14 protein-coding genes and 1 pseudogene are annotated in these 16,634 nt (G+C 63.0%); 5 read left to right on the top strand and 10 right to left on the bottom strand.

What is annotated here, in order from left to right:
* Window positions 1-258: 258 nt before the first annotated feature.
* The 4 genes and pseudogenes from KQ661_RS12580 to KQ661_RS22860 all read left to right on the top strand — a co-directional run bounded on the left by KQ661_RS12580 (window position 259) and on the right by KQ661_RS22860 (window position 4,173).
* The gene (locus tag KQ661_RS12580) at window positions 259-2,049 is read left to right on the top strand and encodes a M14 family metallopeptidase (protein ID WP_216688678.1); all 1,791 of its coding nucleotides are present in this window, start codon (window positions 259-261) and stop codon (window positions 2,047-2,049) included.
* Between the two features lie 563 nt (window positions 2,050-2,612).
* Window positions 2,613-2,753: pseudogene (locus tag KQ661_RS22870) on the top strand (alpha-amylase); the annotation flags it as partial.
* A 101-nt stretch (window positions 2,754-2,854) separates the two neighbouring features.
* Window positions 2,855-3,181, top strand: a complete 327-nt coding sequence (locus KQ661_RS22865) for an alpha-amylase family protein (protein ID WP_317196160.1) — start codon at window positions 2,855-2,857, stop codon at window positions 3,179-3,181.
* Window positions 3,163-4,173, top strand: a complete 1,011-nt coding sequence (locus KQ661_RS22860; RefSeq protein WP_317196104.1) for an alpha-amylase domain-containing protein — start codon at window positions 3,163-3,165, stop codon at window positions 4,171-4,173. Before KQ661_RS22865 ends, KQ661_RS22860 begins: the two co-directional genes overlap by 19 nt.
* Before the next feature lie 177 nt (window positions 4,174-4,350).
* Here KQ661_RS22860 and KQ661_RS12570 read toward each other — a convergent pair whose 3' ends face one another.
* The 4 genes from KQ661_RS12570 to KQ661_RS12555 form a co-directional block, all read right to left on the bottom strand.
* Entirely contained in the window at window positions 4,351-5,499 is a 1,149-nt protein-coding gene (locus KQ661_RS12570) for a DUF6056 family protein (protein WP_216727192.1), read from the bottom strand.
* Window positions 5,496-5,852 carry a hypothetical protein gene (locus tag KQ661_RS12565; protein ID WP_216727191.1) on the bottom strand — a complete coding sequence of 119 codons (357 nt, stop codon included), beginning with the start codon at window positions 5,850-5,852 and terminating at the stop codon, window positions 5,496-5,498. The genes KQ661_RS12570 and KQ661_RS12565 overlap by 4 nt, the downstream gene beginning before the upstream one ends.
* A 171-nt stretch (window positions 5,853-6,023) precedes the next feature.
* Entirely contained in the window at window positions 6,024-7,571 is a 1,548-nt protein-coding gene (locus tag KQ661_RS12560) for a sigma 54-interacting transcriptional regulator (protein ID WP_216726016.1), read from the bottom strand.
* A gap of 130 nt (window positions 7,572-7,701) precedes the next feature.
* Window positions 7,702-8,805, bottom strand: coding sequence for a vWA domain-containing protein (locus tag KQ661_RS12555; protein WP_216688672.1), 1,104 nt, complete (start codon window positions 8,803-8,805; stop codon window positions 7,702-7,704).
* Window positions 8,806-8,992: 187 nt separating this feature from the next.
* On the opposite strand from KQ661_RS12555, the gene KQ661_RS12550 reads away from it, so the two are divergent.
* Window positions 8,993-9,274 carry a DUF427 domain-containing protein gene (locus KQ661_RS12550; RefSeq protein ID WP_216688671.1) on the top strand — a complete coding sequence of 94 codons (282 nt, stop codon included), beginning with the start codon at window positions 8,993-8,995 and terminating at the stop codon, window positions 9,272-9,274.
* 144 nt (window positions 9,275-9,418) lie between these two features.
* On the opposite strand, the gene KQ661_RS12545 is transcribed toward KQ661_RS12550, so the two are convergent.
* From KQ661_RS12545 to KQ661_RS12520, 6 genes are all read right to left on the bottom strand, one after another.
* The gene (locus tag KQ661_RS12545) at window positions 9,419-10,399 is read right to left on the bottom strand and encodes an acyl-ACP desaturase (RefSeq protein ID WP_216727190.1); all 981 of its coding nucleotides are present in this window, start codon (window positions 10,397-10,399) and stop codon (window positions 9,419-9,421) included.
* A 145-nt stretch (window positions 10,400-10,544) separates the two neighbouring features.
* A complete protein-coding gene (locus KQ661_RS12540; RefSeq protein WP_216727189.1) occupies window positions 10,545-12,212 on the bottom strand; it encodes a hypothetical protein in 1,668 nt (555 codons plus the stop codon).
* 45 nt (window positions 12,213-12,257) lie between these two features.
* Window positions 12,258-13,109, bottom strand: a complete 852-nt coding sequence (locus KQ661_RS12535; RefSeq protein WP_216727188.1) for a phytanoyl-CoA dioxygenase family protein — start codon at window positions 13,107-13,109, stop codon at window positions 12,258-12,260.
* A gap of 58 nt (window positions 13,110-13,167) precedes the next feature.
* The gene (locus KQ661_RS12530; RefSeq protein WP_216688667.1) at window positions 13,168-14,118 is read right to left on the bottom strand and encodes a glycosyltransferase; all 951 of its coding nucleotides are present in this window, start codon (window positions 14,116-14,118) and stop codon (window positions 13,168-13,170) included.
* Window positions 14,119-14,305: 187 nt separating this feature from the next.
* Window positions 14,306-15,568, bottom strand: coding sequence for an MATE family efflux transporter (locus KQ661_RS12525; RefSeq protein WP_216727187.1), 1,263 nt, complete (start codon window positions 15,566-15,568; stop codon window positions 14,306-14,308).
* A gap of 39 nt (window positions 15,569-15,607) precedes the next feature.
* A complete protein-coding gene (locus KQ661_RS12520; RefSeq protein WP_216688665.1) occupies window positions 15,608-16,597 on the bottom strand; it encodes a hypothetical protein in 990 nt (329 codons plus the stop codon).
* Between the last annotated feature and the right edge of the window lie 37 nt (window positions 16,598-16,634).

Genomic DNA, 16,634 nt, shown 5'->3' with positions numbered 1-16,634 from the left:
CCTTTTTTAAGGAGGGGATGTTCGCGCGAAGCGCGGACGGGGGTGGTTAGGGCGTTGAACAGCTTAGGGCGGGTTTCGTTCGGGATTATCCCAACTGCCAGCCAATGCTACCTAACGCTACCTACCGCCATCCAACGCCAACAACCACCCCAGCCGGCGCTGCGCGCCGGCGTCCCCTCCTTAGCTTCGCTGACCTTCGGTTGGTAAGAAGGTGAGTTTCTCGCCGGGCATCTTCTTCCCTGCCGTTCCTTTGCAGCTATGTTCATCCTGCTCCTTGCTTCGCTCATGGCCCTTGCTCCCACCCTGCCCGCCCCGGCCCCGGCCTGGCGCACGCCCTTCGAAAACGACCCAGCCGGCAACACCACGGCTACCTACGCCGAGTGCATCGCCTACTACCAGAAGCTGGCCGCCGCCTACCCCACGCACCTGCACCTGGCCGAGGCCGGCCCCACCGATGCCGGTCGGCCGTTGCACGAAGTGGTGCTGAGTAGTGCGGTAAGCTTTAGCTTGCCGTCGAAGGAAAGCCCGGACGGCAAGCTAAAGCTTACCGCACGCAAACCGGTGGTCTTCATCCAGAACGGTATCCATCCCGGCGAGCCGGAGGGCATCGACGCGAGCATGATGCTGGCGCGCGACCTGATGCAGCAGCCCCGGCTGCAAAAGCTGCTGGCGCAGGTCACGGTCGTCATCGTGCCCGTTTATAATATCGACGGGATGCTGAACCGCAACTCGACGACCCGCGTGAACCAGAATGGGCCGGCGGCCTACGGCTTCCGGGGCAATGCCCGGCACCTGGATTTGAACCGCGACTACATTAAGCAGGAGTCGCGCAATGCCCGGTCCTTCGCGGCGCTGTTCCAGAAGTGGCAGCCCGATGTATTTGTGGAAACGCACACCTCCAACGGGGCCGATTATCAATATACCATGACACTCATTGCCACCCAGCACAGCAAGCTGGCCCCGGCGCTGGGCACCTACCTGCAGGGCCAGCTGCTGCCGACGCTTTACAAGCGCATGGAGCAGAAGAAGTGGCCGATGACACCCTACGTGGACTTTGAGGGCCAGACGCCGGAGAGCGGCCTGCGCGCTTTTCTGGAATCGCCGCGCTACTCCACCGGCTACGCGGCGTTGTTCAACACCATTGGCTTTATGCCCGAGACGCACATGCTAAAGGCCTTCGCGCCCCGCGTGCACGCCACCTATGACTTCCTGCTCACCATGCTCGAAACCGTGGGCCAGCAGGCCCCCGCGCTGGCAGCCGCCCGCACCCAGGCCGCCGCCGACATGGCCGCCCAAACCACCTTCCCCCTCGTCTGGGCGCTGGACGAAACCCAGCACGAAACCGTGCAGTTCCGGGGCTACGAGGGCCGGATGAAGCCCAGCGAAGTGAGCGGCCAGCCCCGCCTCTACTACGACCGTGCCGCGCCCTTCACCCGGCCCGTGCAATATTTCAATACTTTCAAACCAACCGCCACCGCCGGCCGGCCCACGGCCTACATCATTCCCAAAGCCTGGACGGAGGTGGCCGATATCCTGCGCCGCAACGGGGCCACGCTGGAGCCGCTGACCCGCAAGGTGACCGCGCCGGTGGAAGCGTATTATTTCGAGGATTTCAAGACCACGCCCAAGCCCTTCGAGGGCCACTACGTGCACAGCCAAGTGCGCCTGCAAACCCGCCCGGAAACCACCACTTTCCTCCCCGGCGACCTGGTGGTGTACCTGAACGATGCCGCCCCCATCCGCTACCTGATGGAAACGCTGGAGCCGCAGGCCACCGACTCCTTCTTCGCCTGGGGCTTTTTCGACAGCGTGCTTCAGCAGAAGGAGCATTTCTCCGACTACGTGTTTGAGGACCTGGCCACCGACCTGCTCCGCCGCGACCCGAAGCTGCGCGAGCGGCTGGAGAAACTCAAGCAGGACAACGCCGCTTTTGCCGCCAACGGCCCTGCTCAGCTCGAATGGGTGTACCAAAGCTCGGCCTACCACGAGCCCGGCCACAACCGCTACCCGGTGGCGCGCTGGCTGGGCCCGGGCAAGCTGGGCGAGTAGGGCCAGCACCGCCCGCCGGGCCGCAGCACTTACCACCCGGGCAGCCCGGCACCGCCGGAGCCGGATATGTTGAAAATATTTTAAACAAGGCCCATGTTTTGGGCAAACTTTTGCATTATTTAATTTTTTTAGATATTATTTTTATGATATTATCATGCTAAATCGTTGCGCTTTGGAGTGAAATACAATTTTCGGCATCGATTGTGGGGGTAAATTAGCAGGAGTGCAAATGCCAAAGTCCTATACTTTAATAGGGTTTAGCCGGCGCTGTGCCTTTCGGCTTCACACTCCAATTCCCACCACTTTATGACACAATTTCTCCGCAGGGCAGCCTGCGTATCGCTCGCTGCTGCCCTGTTGCTGACCGGCTGCGCGAAAGAAACCCTCACGCCGGGCGCAGACGCGCCCACCGCTGTGCCCCCCGGCTACCTCCAACGCCACCGTGGTAAATGGGGTGATGATGCAGGGCTTCTACTGGGACGTGCCCACCAGCACACCCGCCGACCTGGTGGCAGAACCTGGGCAGCAAAGCCACCGAGCTGAGCCAGGCCGGCATTACAGCCGTGTGGCTACCGCCGGCATACAAGGGCTCGGGCGCGCTGGACATGGGCTACGGCGTATATGACCGTTACGACCTGGGCGAGTTCAACCAGAAGGGCACCGTGGCCACGCGCTACGGCACCATCGGGCAGCTGCGAAGTGCCATTGGGGCGCTGCACGGCCAAGACGTGCAGGTGTACGAGGACATGGTGATGAACCACTTTCCTCGGCCGATGCCCAGGAGCTGGCCAACGGCCAGTACAACGTGTACACGAGCTTCACCTACCCCGGCCGCAACAATACCTACAGCAACGACCAGTGGCACTGGGGCAATTTTACGGCAACCCAGCAGGCCCTCAACAACGGCTGGTACCAATGGAAAGCCTACGATTTCCAGCCCTACGCCAACGGCGACGCCTACGATAATCTACTCGGCTCCGAGATTCAGTACAACAACAACCCTTCGAACGTCAACGAAACCATCGGCTGGGGCAACTGGATTACCACCAAGCTCAGCCTCGACGGCTACCGCCTCGATGCCACCAAGCACATGTACACGCCCTTCGTGAACCAGTGGCTGGGGATGCGGTGAAGGGCACTTCGGGCCGCTTCGCGGTGAGCGAGGCCTGGTTCCGCAACCTAGGCGACATGAACAACTACGCCGCCAGCACCGGCGGCCGCACCAGCCTGTTCGACGTGCCGCTGCATTACCTGTTCAACGACATGAGCAACGGCAATGGCAGCTGGGACATGCGCGGCCTGCAGTTCGCCGGCTTCACCGAGGCCAACGGGGCGTTGTCGGTTTCGTTCGTCGATAACCACGATACCGACCAGACCGGCGGCGCGCTGTTCTCGCCGGTTTCCAACCTGAAAATGCTGGCCTACGCCTACATCCTCACCCGCGACAAGGGCTACCATTGCGTGTTCTACCGCGACTATTACGAGTACGGCCTGGGCGCGCAGATTAAGAAGCTCATCGCCATTCGCAAAGCCAACGGCTACGGCGCGGCCGCCGAATACACCAGTGTGAATGATGCCAACGTGTACGCCTACTCCCGCGCCGGCGACACCTCGCACAAGGGCCTGATGGAGCTGCTGAATGACGGTGGCAGCGCCGCCAGCAAGGGCATCACCACCCCCTTCAAGAGCGCCTCGCTCACCGATGCCACCGGCAACAACGCCGGCACCATCACCACCGATGCCAACGGCTACGCGGTGTTCCCGGTGGGGGCCCGCTCCTACGCCGTATGGGTGCCCACCAGCGGCACCACCACCCCGCCCCCCACGGGAGGCACCACGGCCGTGGCTTTCAACGTGACCTACAGCGGCACCGTGAGCGGCCAGGATGTGTACGTGCTGGGCAGCACCGCCCAGCTCGGGGCCTGGAATACGGCCAACGCCATCAAGCTCAGCGGCGCGGCCTACCCCGTCTGGAAAGGCACCATCAACCTGACCAGCGGCACTTCGGTTAGCTTTAAATACATCCGCAAGGACGCGGCCGGCAACGTGCTGTACGAGGGCGGCGCCAACCGCACCTTCACCCCCAGCGGCACCAGCCAGACGCGCAACGACACCTGGCAGTAAGGCCTGGCTTTTGCGACACATTAGAAAGGCGGACCCATTCGGTCCGCCTTTTTTTGGAGTTGTTTAGAAAGTCACAAAAGGTGCTCAAACGGTCATGCTCCGCTGCGCGCTGCATGACCGTTTGAGTACCTTTTGTGACTTTCTAAACAGCTTCGGTATTTCAGGAGTATAACTGCATTATTGCGTCGGCAGCGGCGGCGGCCCCGACAGCCGGACGCGGGCAATTTTGTAGTAGTGCGCCAGAAACAAATTATTCTTCTGCCCAGCATCCTCAAACAACTCTACGTGGACATCTGCGCGCTGCCGAGCCGATGGAATGGGGGCGAGCAAGCCCATAGCTCGCGGCAACTGCAAAGGCGGCAGCACCGCTTCGGCCCCACCTCGGCGGCTGACAGCCGCCAGCCGCTCGTAGCGAGCCTGCATTTGCAACGCATAGTCGGGGGCCATGAACAGCAGTTCCTGCCAGGCGCGGCGGGCTTGGCCCGTGAGCAGTAGTACCAGCGCCAGCCCCGTAAGCGTGAGCGTAGCGGCCTGCCCACGCAGCCGACCGGGCCCGGCCGATGCCCACTGCCGGACCCACATTGCCAGCACCTTAGTCGACACTAGCAACTGCACCACCAGCACATTAACTACCCGGTCGGGCATGGCTTCCACCCATTTATCGTGCATAAAAAATGCCTTCAGGAAGGCTACTCCGGCGCAGTTCAACAGGATGTAACCCGCCAGCACCAGTACCAACTCCCGCCGCCGGGGACGCGGGCGAACCTGCCCGGCCGAAGTGAGCAGCACGGCAGCAGCCAGCACCAACGCGGCCCCGGCCACCGGTGGGCGAGCCGTCATGCGTGCCGCCGCGAGGGCCGTGCGCGGAGCCAGCAGTACCCAGCGGTGATAAGGCCCGGCCGCATCGGGGGCGGCCATGCCGTGGCGCTGCCGGTTGCCGGGAGCGCCGACAAGCAGCCCCGCCGTAAGGAGAAACGCGCCGCCCCATACCATCCACAGCCCCCGAAAACCGACTGGCGCAGGCATACCGCTGGCCCAGGGCCAAGCCCCCAGCCCAGCCAGCAGCACGCCGCAGCATAGCATGGCCACTTCGCCACCGCCCACGGCCCCTACCAAACACACCGTAGCCACGCTGGCCCAGCGCCGCCGATAAGGTGCCCCCGGGAGCAACTGCCTCGCCCGGAGCGCGGCGGCGGCAAAACCCAACGTAAGCACTAGCGGGAGCATATAATTTACCGCCCCGCTGTACCAGAAAAGTAGCGTAAACGGCTCGGGCAGCGCATTCAGCGCCAATACGCCCACGGCCATAGCTAGCGCCCAGCTCATTCCACGGGCGGGCCCATCTGCGCGGGGGCTAGAGCCAGTTCCACGGCCCGCAACAGCTTCTGCAAGGCACCTATTAAGGCTAGCCCTAGCGCCAGCAACACCCCACGTAACGCCCATAGCCCCGCCGGCGCAGCCCCATGGCGCGGTCCATATGACAACGGATTGAGCAGCGTAGATACGCCAATAGCTACAAAGCGTCCCGACCAGTGCGAGTACCAGTACCAGTACCGCTGCGCTCCCCAACGCCCCAGCTTGGCGACAGTGGCAGCGTTGTCGAAGTCATCGATGGCGGGCTGGGCAAATAGCATTAGCCCCAGAAAGGGCAGCAGCGCCAGCAGCAACAGGCCCATCATCACCGGACGGGAGCAAAAAAGTCGGGAGGGAGGCCTCATAAACACCGTAAAGATGCACCCTTCTTGGCATCAGCGCGAAGACTCGACACGCAAAAACGCCCCGCGCACCAATTGGTACGCGGGGCGTTTTCGTATTTCGGCGCGAACTGAAAGTCCGCGCTACGGCGGGGATTACCGGCGCTTGCGCGGCTTTTCCTCCTCGTCCTCGTCGTCCTCATCCTCGCCGAAGGTGGGCATGGTGAACATCGACGACAGCAAATCCTTGAACTGCGCGCCGGCCGTGAGGCGGTTGCGCGAAATCAGGCTGTGCTCGCTCAGGCCGTGGAGCAGGAATTCCATGAGGAAATAAGTGTGCTCGGGCGTTTCGTTGGGGTGCAGCTCGGTCACGATGTCGCGCAGGCCGGGCACCAGGTCGAGCGCGTGCTTGTAGTCCTCGGTGCTGGCGTCGTGCAGCAAATCCAGCGTGTGACCGTTGCCGAACCACTCCTGAATGGCCTTGTAGGGCGAGGGGCGGTTCTTGAGCTTCTTGCTCTTGTCGGGGTCGGGGAAGTAGTTCAGGAACAGCGTGCGGATGGCCTTACCCATCAGCTTCTCGGCCACTATGCCCGCACCCTCCTGCTCGCCTTCGTACACCAGCTCCACCTTACCCGTCACGGCGGGCACGGCCGAAATGAAGTCGCCCAGGCGCACGTAGGTGTTGGCTTCGCCATTCACCAAGGCGCGGCGCTCAGCCCCGGCAATCACCTGCTCGTAGGCCGAGATGGTGAGGCGGGCCGACACGCCCGACTTGGCGTCCACGAACTCGGAGCCGCGGGCCTCTACGGCCACCTGCTCCACGAGGTCGTGGATTACCTCGTTGCTGGTCACCATGCCCTTCTGCTCATCTTTAATGCGGGCTTCCTGCTTGGTGATGCGCTTGCCGATTTCAATCGACTTGGGGTAGTGGGTGATAATCTGGGCATCAATCCGGTCCTTGAGCGGCGTCACGATGCTGCCCCGGTTGGTGTAGTCCTCCGGGTTGGCGGTGAACACGAACTGGATATCGAGCGGCAGCCGCACCTTGAAACCGCGAATCTGAATATCGCCCTCCTGCAGAATATTGAACAGCGACACCTGAATGCGCGCCTGCAAATCGGGCAATTCGTTAATCACGAAAATGCCCCGGTGCGCCCGCGGAATCAGGCCGAAGTGAATCACCCGCTCATCGCTGTAAGGTAGTTTCAGCGTGGCGGCTTTGATGGGGTCGGCGTCGCCGATGAGGTCGGCCACCGATACGTCGGGCGTGGCCAGCTTCTCGGTGTACCGGTCGTTGCGGTGCATCCAGGTCACGGGCGTGTCGTCGCCGTGCTCAGCAATCAGGTTTTTGGCGAACACCGACAACGGCTGCAGCGGGTCGTCGTTCAGCTCAGAGCCGGCCACCACGGGCATGTACTCATCAAGCAAATTGATGAGCAGACGCGCAATGCGGGTTTTGGCCTGGCCGCGCAGGCCAAGCAGGTTGATATGGTGCCCGGCCAGAATGGCGCGCTGCAACTCTGGAATCACGGTTTCATCGTAGCCGAAAATGCCGGGAAACACGTCCTCCTTCAGGCGGAGCTTGCGGATGAGGTTTTCCCGCAGCTCGGCTTTCACGGTGCGGGGCTTGTAGCCAGATTTTTTCAGCTGGCCGAGGGTGGTGATGTGGGCGGAGTGGTTGGTTGGAAGCTGGTCGTGGGACATGAAGGGGGATAATTGTCATCCTGAGCCGCGCGAAAGACCTTATCACGTCCGCGCCGTTTGAAATAGTATAAGCTGACAAAAGCAACCGTGATAAGATGCCTCCTTCGTCAGCACAACAAAAAAGATGATTTTACAGCGTCTTGCGCCGGTTTTTCTTGTAGTCTTCGAACACCAGGTGGCCCAACCCTTTCAGGCCCGAATAATACGCCTTGCCCTGGTTAACCTCCGTGAATTCCTCCACGAACTTCTGCAAGTACGGGTCGGAGGTAATCATGAACGTAGTGATGGGGATTTTGACGCGGCGGGCGGCGGCAGCCAGGTTCAGGGTCTTGTTCACCACTTTGCGGTCGAGGCCGAAGCTATTTTTATAATAGCCGCCGGCTTCTTTCAGGCAAGTGGGCTTGCCGTCGGTAATCATGAAAATCTGCTTATTGGGCGTTTTGCGCTTGCGGAGCAGGTCCATGGCCAGCTCCAGGCCAGCCACGGTATTGGTGTGGTACGGCCCAACTTGCAGGTACGGCAGGTCCTTAATTTCAATCTGCCAGGCATCGTTGCCGAACACAATTACATCGAGAAAATCCTTGGGATACTTCTGCTTCACGAGCTCGGCCAGGGCCATGGCCACCTTCTTGGCCGGCGTGATGCGGTCCTCGCCGTAGAGAATCATCGAGTGCGAGATATCAATCATCAGCACGGTGCTGGTCTGGGACTTATGCTCGTTTTCGCGCACTTCGAGGTCGCCTTCGGTCAGCATAAACTCGTCGCTTTCCATGCCGTGGTTCAGCTGGGCATTGCGGATAGACTCGGTCATCTGAATCGACTCCATCGAATCGCCGAAGCGGAACTCGCGCAGGTCGGTGCTCTGCTCGTCGCCCTGCCCGGTGTGGGGCGTGCGGTGGTTGCCGGTACTGCTCTTTTTGAGCTTGCCAAAAATCTCCTCCAGCGCGCTCTTACGGATGCCCTGCTCGGTTTTGGGCGTAATCTTGAATTCGCCCTTAGCTTGTTCATTTTCATCAATGTAGCCTTTTTTCTTCAGGTCATCGATGAAATTACCCATGCCGTAGTTGTCGTCGGTGAGGCCGTACTGCTTGTCGAGCTCATTGAGCCATTGCAGGGCCTCGCCTACGTCGCCGGAGGTGATGGTAACGAGCTGCATGAACAGCTTAAATAACGACTCAAAGCCCTTTTCGGGCTGGTCTTCGGGAACAAAATCGCGGAAGCGGAAGCCAACCATGTCATTTAACAATTAACATTTATCATTTAGCAATCGTATGGCGTGGACCATTCGAGTAGTAGTTTGCAAACACCTGAGCGAGCGTGGATGTTCATTAGTAGCACCGCTGGGCCATCTATCAGCTCAGCGTTTGCCACCAGCCGATACCAGTCAGGTGCTAAATGATAAATCTTAATTGTTAAATGAAATGAAAGCAATCTGGAACAACACCGTTGTGGCCGAGAGCGACAACACCGTAGTGGTCGAAAACAACCACTATTTCCCCGCCGATTCCATCAAAAAGGAGTTTTTTGAGGACAGCGTGGCCCAAACCAGCTGCCCCTGGAAAGGCCGCGCCAGCTACTACTCGCTGAGCGTGAACGGTGAGAAGAACAAAGACGCCGCCTGGTATTACCCCGAGCCGAAGGACGCCGCCAAGGAAATTGCCGGCCGCGTCGCCTTCTGGAAAGGCGTGAAAGTGGAGAAATAATCGCCGCCAACACTACTCTGAACACCAGAACCTCGGGCCAATGCTGGCTTTGATTTAGGTTTTGGGGCAGCTATCGCCAAATGATAAAAGCCGCTTCCCAACAGGGAAAGCGGCTTTTTTTGATTTTCAGGCAGTAGCGCGATGCTACGAAATCCACTTGAACTTGTACTCAAGCTTGGGCACGGCCATGCGGTCGCTCACGCGGCGCAGGCGGTTGGGCAGGGCCATCACGTAGTCGCGGGCTTTTTCGGCCTCGCCGGTGAGGCCGCCGAGGTGCTCAATATCCCAGTCGGCAATGAGCGAATCGAGGATATCGGTGTAGTCGGCGCTGGTGTACACGCCCAGACGCTGGGCGGCATCGGTGAAGTGGCCGAAGGTTTTACCCATCTCCACGCCCATTTCGCGCATGTAGTGGGCGGGCATCACAATTTTCTTGCGCATCATGTCCTCGAAGGCCAGCATCATTTCCGAGGGGTCGTACTTGAAAATCTCGGTCACGAAGGACTTGTACACGCGGGCGTGGCGGTTTTCGTCGCCGGCAATCATGCCGCAGATTTTGGAGAGCTGGTCGTCGCCGGCGGTGCGGGCCAGCTGGCCCACGCGGCGGTGCGAAATGTTAGTGGCCTGCTCCTGGTAGCTGGTGTACACGAAGGCACGGTACGGGTCGTTGGCCGTGCCGAGGTCGAAGGCGTCATTGATGAGAAACTGGGTGCTCACCTCAAACTCGCGCATGTTCACGCGGCCGCTGAGGTAGAGGTAGCGGTTGAGGAGGTCGCCGTGGCGGTTTTCCTCGGCCGTCCAGCCCCGAATCCACTCGGCCCAGCCGTTGTTGCGGTCGCGGTTAATGTTATCAAGCTCGTAGAACCAGGCTTCGTAGTTGGGCAGGGCTTCCTCGGTGATGGTGTCGCCGATAAGCACGGCCAGCAGGTCGTAGCTGAGGCTACCGGCTTTTTCGCGCAGCTCCTTTACTTCGTCAAAAAACGTGTCACGGCGCGAATCAGGCAGGAAATCGGCGGGCTGCCAGCTTTCTTCCACACTTTTGAGGAAGGTGCTCATGTTCGATTTCACGAAGCCTTCCATCTGTTGCAGGACTTCGCTGCGGGTAGTCGATATGGAGGTTTGCATGGAAATGGGGCAAAAAAGCGTGAGGGGTTAATTAAAGAAACGCTTTTCGCGCAACAAAGGTCTTACCCAACCGTAGGGGGGCGGGTATAAGATTATGGCATTTTGACCGATTCGGCACCTAAAAAGCGCCTTTTCAGCCTCAATATCACGGATTATCCGGCCCCTGAAAGTGGTACACCCGTACCCACGAGTCGGGACCGCAGGGTATTGCGGCCGCTTCGGGGTAGAGCAGCAGGCGCGGCCCGTCCAGGCCGAAGCGGCGGCTGAGCCAGTGCGCCGTTTCGGGGCTGAGCACCCACAGCGCTTGGGGCGACACACCAAAAGTAGGCCGCCGGGCCAGCCGACGGAGGCATTCGGTCTGGTCGGTGGTGCCGGTAAGGGCCTGGCGCAGGCGGGCCTGGGACGCATCGTGCGAAGACCAGCCGGTGAGCAGCAGCACCGGGCCGGGGCCGAGGGAATAACCGCGAAAGGGCGAGAGACTTTTCAGCAAATCGTTGGTGCCGGCCAATATGCGAACCGAGCCGCCACTCCGGGCCTGAATGTAACGCAGGCCGCTTTCGTGCTGGCGCCTCTCCTGGCTCAGGACCTGGTGGCGGTGCCAGGTTTTGGCCCCGTAGAGCAGCCCCGCCACCACACCGGCCAAGGCGAAGGCCGGCCACACGAACGCCGGCATCGCCCGGCGCGCCGAAGTCTCGGTTGGCTTCAGCAGAAACGCTCCATTGGCCAGCAACCAGAAATCGAGAATGGGCAGCTCCAGTCGCGGGGGCAGCTTGAGCCAGCCCGCCAAAAAAACCAGCATCCCGGCAAAGGCCGCCTGCACCAGCCAGAAGCCCACCGCGAACCCGGGCCGACGCCCGGCGGCAAAAGCCGTGGCCGCCAGGGCCAGCAACAGCGGGAAATAGTCGCGCAGCAGCAGGCCGGCGCGCAGGTACAGCTTGGCCGGCACTTCCCGGGTGAGAAAATCGCGCACGTCGAACTGGTAAGCCCGCTGGCACATTTCCTCGTTCACCACGGTCGCGTCGCCCATCAGCCACAGGCTCAGGGCAGCCGTGCCGAGGCTATCGGCCGGCGTGCGCGGCTGGGGCCGGAGCTGGTCGAAATCGAGAATACGGGCAAAATAACGGTCCCGGGCCTGGGTGTGGGCCTCGTTGGGCGTTTGAGCTGCGGCGGCCAGCAGGGTGGCCAGCACCAGCACAGCAACGCTGCCAGCCAACGTTGCCAGCGCCTGCCGCCAGCTGCCGGCCAGCCATACCACCGCCGGCAGGGCAACCGCCAGCCCCATTACGGCTAGGCTGGGCCGCATGCACCACGCGGCCAGCAGCCCCACAAGACCCACTGCCAGGGCCTTCCGGCTTCCCGGCCGCTGCGCCGCGAACAGCACCGCCGCGCCGGCCAGTAGCAGCGCCACCCGCACGTAGCTAAACCACAGCCAGTGCTCGACCCAGGCCAGCCCAAAAAACACAACCAGCGCCAGGGTTACGACCTCGGCCCGCCACCGCGGCCGCAGCAGCTTATCGAGCACCGCGAAAGTCAGCACCGTGGCCAACAGCAGGCCTCCCCCCAGCAACAGGCCAAACCACGGCACGGTGGGGACGGCCGTGTAGGCGGCCGCCAGCGCATGCCCAAACCCGTGGAAATATAGCGGCACCGAAGGCACCGGCCGCAGTGCAATGACGCCCGAAAACAGCCATGCCAGCAGCAAGTCATCGCTGGCTTCGAAGTAGCTGCCCAGGCCGGCCACCGTTGCGGCCACCAGCGCCAAAGGGAGCAGCGCTACGCGAATAAAAACGGTGAATCGGGCGGAATGCGGCACGGCGGCAAAGTGAATGAAGCCGCTAAGAAAGCTGGTTCGGCGGCATCAGGCGGGCCAGAAGCGCATTTCGAGCGACACCCGGGTGGCATCGGCGTTGAGGTTGGCGGCGGCCCCGTGCAGGAGGTAGGGCGAAAACACCAGCACCTCGTCGGGGCCGGGGTTGGGGCGCAGGGGGTGCAGCGGGCGCACCGGGCGTAGCACGCCGGGCACCGTGTAGGCCACGCCGTGGTAAATGGCCCCGCCGGCCGTGCGCTCCACGGCGCTTTCGGGCCAGTGGTGGCTGCCGGGCACCAGCACCAGCGACGACTGCGCGGTGCTGCCCGCCACGGGCAGGTAAATGTTCAGGGCGTTGCGGTAGCGCGGCAGCCAGGCGTCACGGTGCAGAGGATTTTGGTCGGAGCGGTAGGGCCGCACTATGCGCAGGTGGAACACGGCCTCGTTCACGTTCGGGTTGTGCGCCCGCACTTGTTGGCCGCAGGCCGCGCTCACCAGCTGCTCCAGCAGGGCCGGGGCCACGGGCAGGCGGGCCAGGTCGTAGGCTTTGGTTTGGGCGATGACGGCCAGGTGGCGGGCAGCGTCGTCGCCCACGGCGTGGTGGTATTGCGTGATGTCGAAATCGGGGGCAACGGGGCAGCCGGCGGCCCGCAGGGCTTCGCGCAACAGCTCGGCCAGGCCCGCTTGCAGCTGCCGTTGGGCGGCACCGGACAGGCCCGGCACCACGGCAAAGCCTGCCGCCGCCCACGGTGCGCGGGCACTCAGGTCGGTGTCGTGGGCCAGCAGCACCTGCTCGCTGGCCACGGCCACGGGCGCCCCCTCTACCCGGTAGGCCAGAGGCTGCCCATCGAGGTGCAGATGGTCGAAGGGCATGGCATCGGCGGCCGGGTCGGTCGGATTCATGGCGGGGTAGGGCTCGCGGTAGAAGTTTGGATTGGAATCGTCAAAATTAACAGGGAATCTACGCCAACAGCCTACTCCACGCGGCCAGTGCGCGGTCGAGGAGCGTGAGGCGGATGGTTTGGCCCAGCAGCTGGCTCAGGGTACGCGCTTCGGCGTAGCGGTGGCGGCGCACGGCCTGGCGCAGCTCCCAGCGCAGGCGCACGGCCAGGGCGGCACGCTCGGCGGGGGTGCGGGCCAGGGCCAGGGCTTTGGTGCAGACGCGGATGGTGGAGGCCAGGTAGGGGTCGTGGCGCTGGTAGGCCTTGGCGCTCATGCTCCGCGGGTGCCTGCGCTTGCGGGTGGTCACTTCGTCGAGGTACAGAAACTGCCAGTCGCGGCTGGCCCGCACCCAGAAATCGAAGTCCTCGTAGGCCAGGGTGTCGTCGTAGCCACCCAGGCTTTGGAGGCAGGCGCGGCGCATCATCATGGTGGGCGTGCTGATGAAGTAGCGCCGCAGCACCTCGGCAAAGACCCAGCCGCTGGCGGGCGCGGGGCGCAGCTGGTTGGGGCCGTTGGGCCGGTGGTGCAGGCCCAGCGAGCGGCCGGCTTCGTCAATCAGCTCGCAATTGGAATACACCATGCCTACTACTGCGGCGGCGGCCTGAAACTGCGCTACCTGCAGTGCCACCCGCGCCGGCAGCAGCACGTCATCGGTGGCAAAGTCAATCACGAGCTCGCCTTCACTTTGAAAAAAGGCGGTGTTGAAGGCGCGGCAGTTGCCCACGTTTTCGGATAGTAGCAGCAGGTGCCAGGTGGGGTGGCGGGCGGCGTATTCGCGCAGGATGTCGGGACTGCCATCGGTGCTGGCATCGTCCACGAGCCATACATCCAGGTGCGGATAGGTTTGGGCCAGAACGGAATCAAGCGCCTCGCGCAGAAACGGCGCGTGGTTGTGGCTCAGCGCGATAATGCTGACGCCGGGCGCTTCGCTTAATGGAGAATGAGGAATGAAGAATGAGGAATTGGGCATGAAAAGACAGGCGGCAAACGGAAGCACAAGATTAATTCACCAACGACTTACAAAGTCAATGGCCGGCCGGCACATCGACGTATAAGACTTGAGTAGGTAGTCAGTAATAAGTAATCAGCAATGGGATTTCATCTATCTAAAAATCAGTCAATTTATTTCTGTCTTACTACCGATTACTGATGACTGACTACTTATTTCCCTTCATCAGGTGCAGCATGCCGCACGCCAGCAGCAGCAACCCATACCGCACTGCGTGCGCCCACACCACGCCGGCCAGGCCCAGGCGCGGCAGCAGCAGCACCAGCAGCACCGCAAACACCGCCGCCGAGCCCGCCTGCACCGCCACGTACGGCCCCGTACGCGCCCGGGCCGTGAGCTGGAAAATGAACAGCCAGCTCAGCAGCTTGGCCCAGTCGCCGAGCAGCTGCGGGGCCAGAAACACCCGCGCCTCCAGCAGCCGGGGCGCAAACAGCAGCGGCAGCAGCCAGTCGCGGCACAAGTATATCAGCCCCAGGCCCACGGCCAGTACGGGAGCCAGCAGCGCCAGCACGCCGCGCAGGTAGCGCCGCGCCGCCAGCGGCTGGCCCGCCATAGCCGCCAGCCGGGGATAGAATACACTGCTCATCACCGCCCCAAATACCATGGTGTAGTTGTCCGACAGCTTGGCCACGGCCTGCCACAAATCGGTGCGGGCCGGGCCGAAGGTGGCCAGCAGGTAGTCGCGCAGCATGTAGTCCACGGCCTTGCCGAAGAGTAGCGTGCTCACGGCCATCAGCAGGAACTGGCTGAGCCGCCGCAGCGCCAGCCGGCTGACGGGCGCTGCCGGCCGCAAGTGCCGCAGCAGCCCGGCCCGCGCCGCCAGTCCCAGCGCCGGCAGCAGCGTGAGGCCCTGCGCCACCAGGTAAGCCAGCAGCACCACCCGCAGCGGCCAGCCGCCCAGCAGCGTGGCAGCTGTAGCGGCAGTGCCCAGCACGGCCAGCGTCACCGAAAGGCCGATATAAGCCCGCAACCGCCCCGCCGCCAGCAGCGCCGAGCCCAGCAGCGCCTGGCCGGTAATCAACGAAATACCCAGCATGAACACCACCAGGCTGCCCCACCCCCAGCCCAGCAGGCCCCGCGCAGCCAGCACCCCGCCCCCGGCCAGCAGCGCCGCCGCGTTCAGCACGGTGGCCGCGCCCAGCCAGGCACGGTAGCGCGGACTGCCCGGCCGCAGCGGCGCGAGGTACTTCACCAGGCCCACCTGCACGCCATCGTAAGGCAGGGTGGTGAGCAGGGCCATCAGGTTCTGAAACTGGGCCAGCAGGGTGAGCCCGCCGGCCGGCGCATACGTGGCAAACAGCTTGTTGACGATGAGTGAGCCCGCCGCCCGCGCCGCCACCGCCACGCCCGTGCCCAGCGAGCCCCGCACAAAGTGCCGGATGGGAGATTTAATGGGAGCATTAGTGGGCATAGAAGCGCAAAGAACGGAAACTACTCCCCTCCTTACTCCCTACAGCTCCCGCGCCCAGCTCAGCCGCAACCCCGCCACGCCGCCCAAATGCCGCTTGAACCGCAGCAGCGAGACATTCGGCCCGGTATCCAGCGTAGAAGTACCGAGGTCGAGCACCGCCATGTCGCTGGCCCGGGCGAAGGCGTGCAGGCCCTCATTCAGCAGCACGACGGGGCTGAAGGAATTGCAGCGCAGCGGGCTGGCCGGGTAGAAATTATACAGCACCTGCTTATCAACCTGAATAGCAACGGTGAGGGCCGCCCACTCCCCATCGGCCTGACGCACCGAGAATAGGAAATGCTCCTTTGGGAAGCGCCGAAACAGCTCCTGCACCCGCGCCAGGGGCAGCGACAGCTCCTGTCCCCGCTCCTGCCGGCAGGCCTGGATAAACGCGTAGGCCGCCGGCAGCAGAAACGGCGGCTCCTGCTCGAAGTGCAGGCCGGCACGGCGGCACTTGTGCAACCGTCGGCGCTCGGAAGGGTGCAGGTGGGCTTCGTAGTCGCGGGTGGGGTCGAGGTAGTAGTTCTGCTCGGCCAGGGCCACGCGGTAGTGGCGCTGGCGCAGGGCCTCGGCCAGCGTAGCGGCCCCGGCGGGGTCGTAGGCAAAGGGGTAGCCGCGCAGGGCCAGCCGGCGCACGCTCCGTTGGCGCAGCGCGGTTTCGGCGGCATTCAGCAACAGGTGCAGGGCGGCCAGCGGCAGGCCGGGAGCCAGCTGCATGGCGCCAAAAGGGGCCTGCGCGGGGCTGTGGGCCGCGCCCGCGGCTGCGTCGAAGGCTACGTGCAGCTGCGCCACGGTGCGGCCGGCGGCGGGGTCTTCAAGGTAAAAGCTGAGCACTGGGCCGGCCGCCGCCTGCAGGGCCTGGTGCGCGGGCCGCAGGTACAGAAACGACTCGAAGGCCAGCGGCAGCCGGGGCTCGGCCGGGCCGAAGGGGCCGCTTTCGGCCACGGCTACAACCAGCGCCGCCGCGCGGCCCATCGCACCCGCTTCCATTGCAACCAGAGAATCCGTACTTTTCAACGCTTAAACG

The sequence above is a fragment of the Hymenobacter siberiensis genome (assembly GCF_018967845.1).
Taxonomy (GTDB): domain Bacteria; phylum Bacteroidota; class Bacteroidia; order Cytophagales; family Hymenobacteraceae; genus Hymenobacter; species Hymenobacter siberiensis.
This window is presented reverse-complemented; position numbering and strand designations above follow the sequence as displayed.

Coding starts and splice junctions, on each gene's coding strand:
- KQ661_RS12580 (WP_216688678.1), top strand. CDS start 259: ATGTTCATCCTGCTCCTTGCTTCGCTCATGGCCCTTGCTCCCACCCTG.
- KQ661_RS12570 (WP_216727192.1), bottom strand. CDS start 5,499: ATGAGCTGGGCGCTAGCTATGGCCGTGGGCGTATTGGCGCTGAATGCG.
- KQ661_RS12565 (WP_216727191.1), bottom strand. CDS start 5,852: ATGATGGGCCTGTTGCTGCTGGCGCTGCTGCCCTTTCTGGGGCTAATG.
- KQ661_RS12560 (WP_216726016.1), bottom strand. CDS start 7,571: ATGTCCCACGACCAGCTTCCAACCAACCACTCCGCCCACATCACCACC.
- KQ661_RS12555 (WP_216688672.1), bottom strand. CDS start 8,805: ATGGTTGGCTTCCGCTTCCGCGATTTTGTTCCCGAAGACCAGCCCGAA.
- KQ661_RS12550 (WP_216688671.1), top strand. CDS start 8,993: ATGAAAGCAATCTGGAACAACACCGTTGTGGCCGAGAGCGACAACACC.
- KQ661_RS12545 (WP_216727190.1), bottom strand. CDS start 10,399: ATGCAAACCTCCATATCGACTACCCGCAGCGAAGTCCTGCAACAGATG.
- KQ661_RS12535 (WP_216727188.1), bottom strand. CDS start 13,109: ATGAATCCGACCGACCCGGCCGCCGATGCCATGCCCTTCGACCATCTG.
- KQ661_RS12530 (WP_216688667.1), bottom strand. CDS start 14,118: ATGCCCAATTCCTCATTCTTCATTCCTCATTCTCCATTAAGCGAAGCG.
- KQ661_RS12525 (WP_216727187.1), bottom strand. CDS start 15,568: ATGCCCACTAATGCTCCCATTAAATCTCCCATCCGGCACTTTGTGCGG.
- KQ661_RS12520 (WP_216688665.1), bottom strand. CDS start 16,597: ATGGAAGCGGGTGCGATGGGCCGCGCGGCGGCGCTGGTTGTAGCCGTG.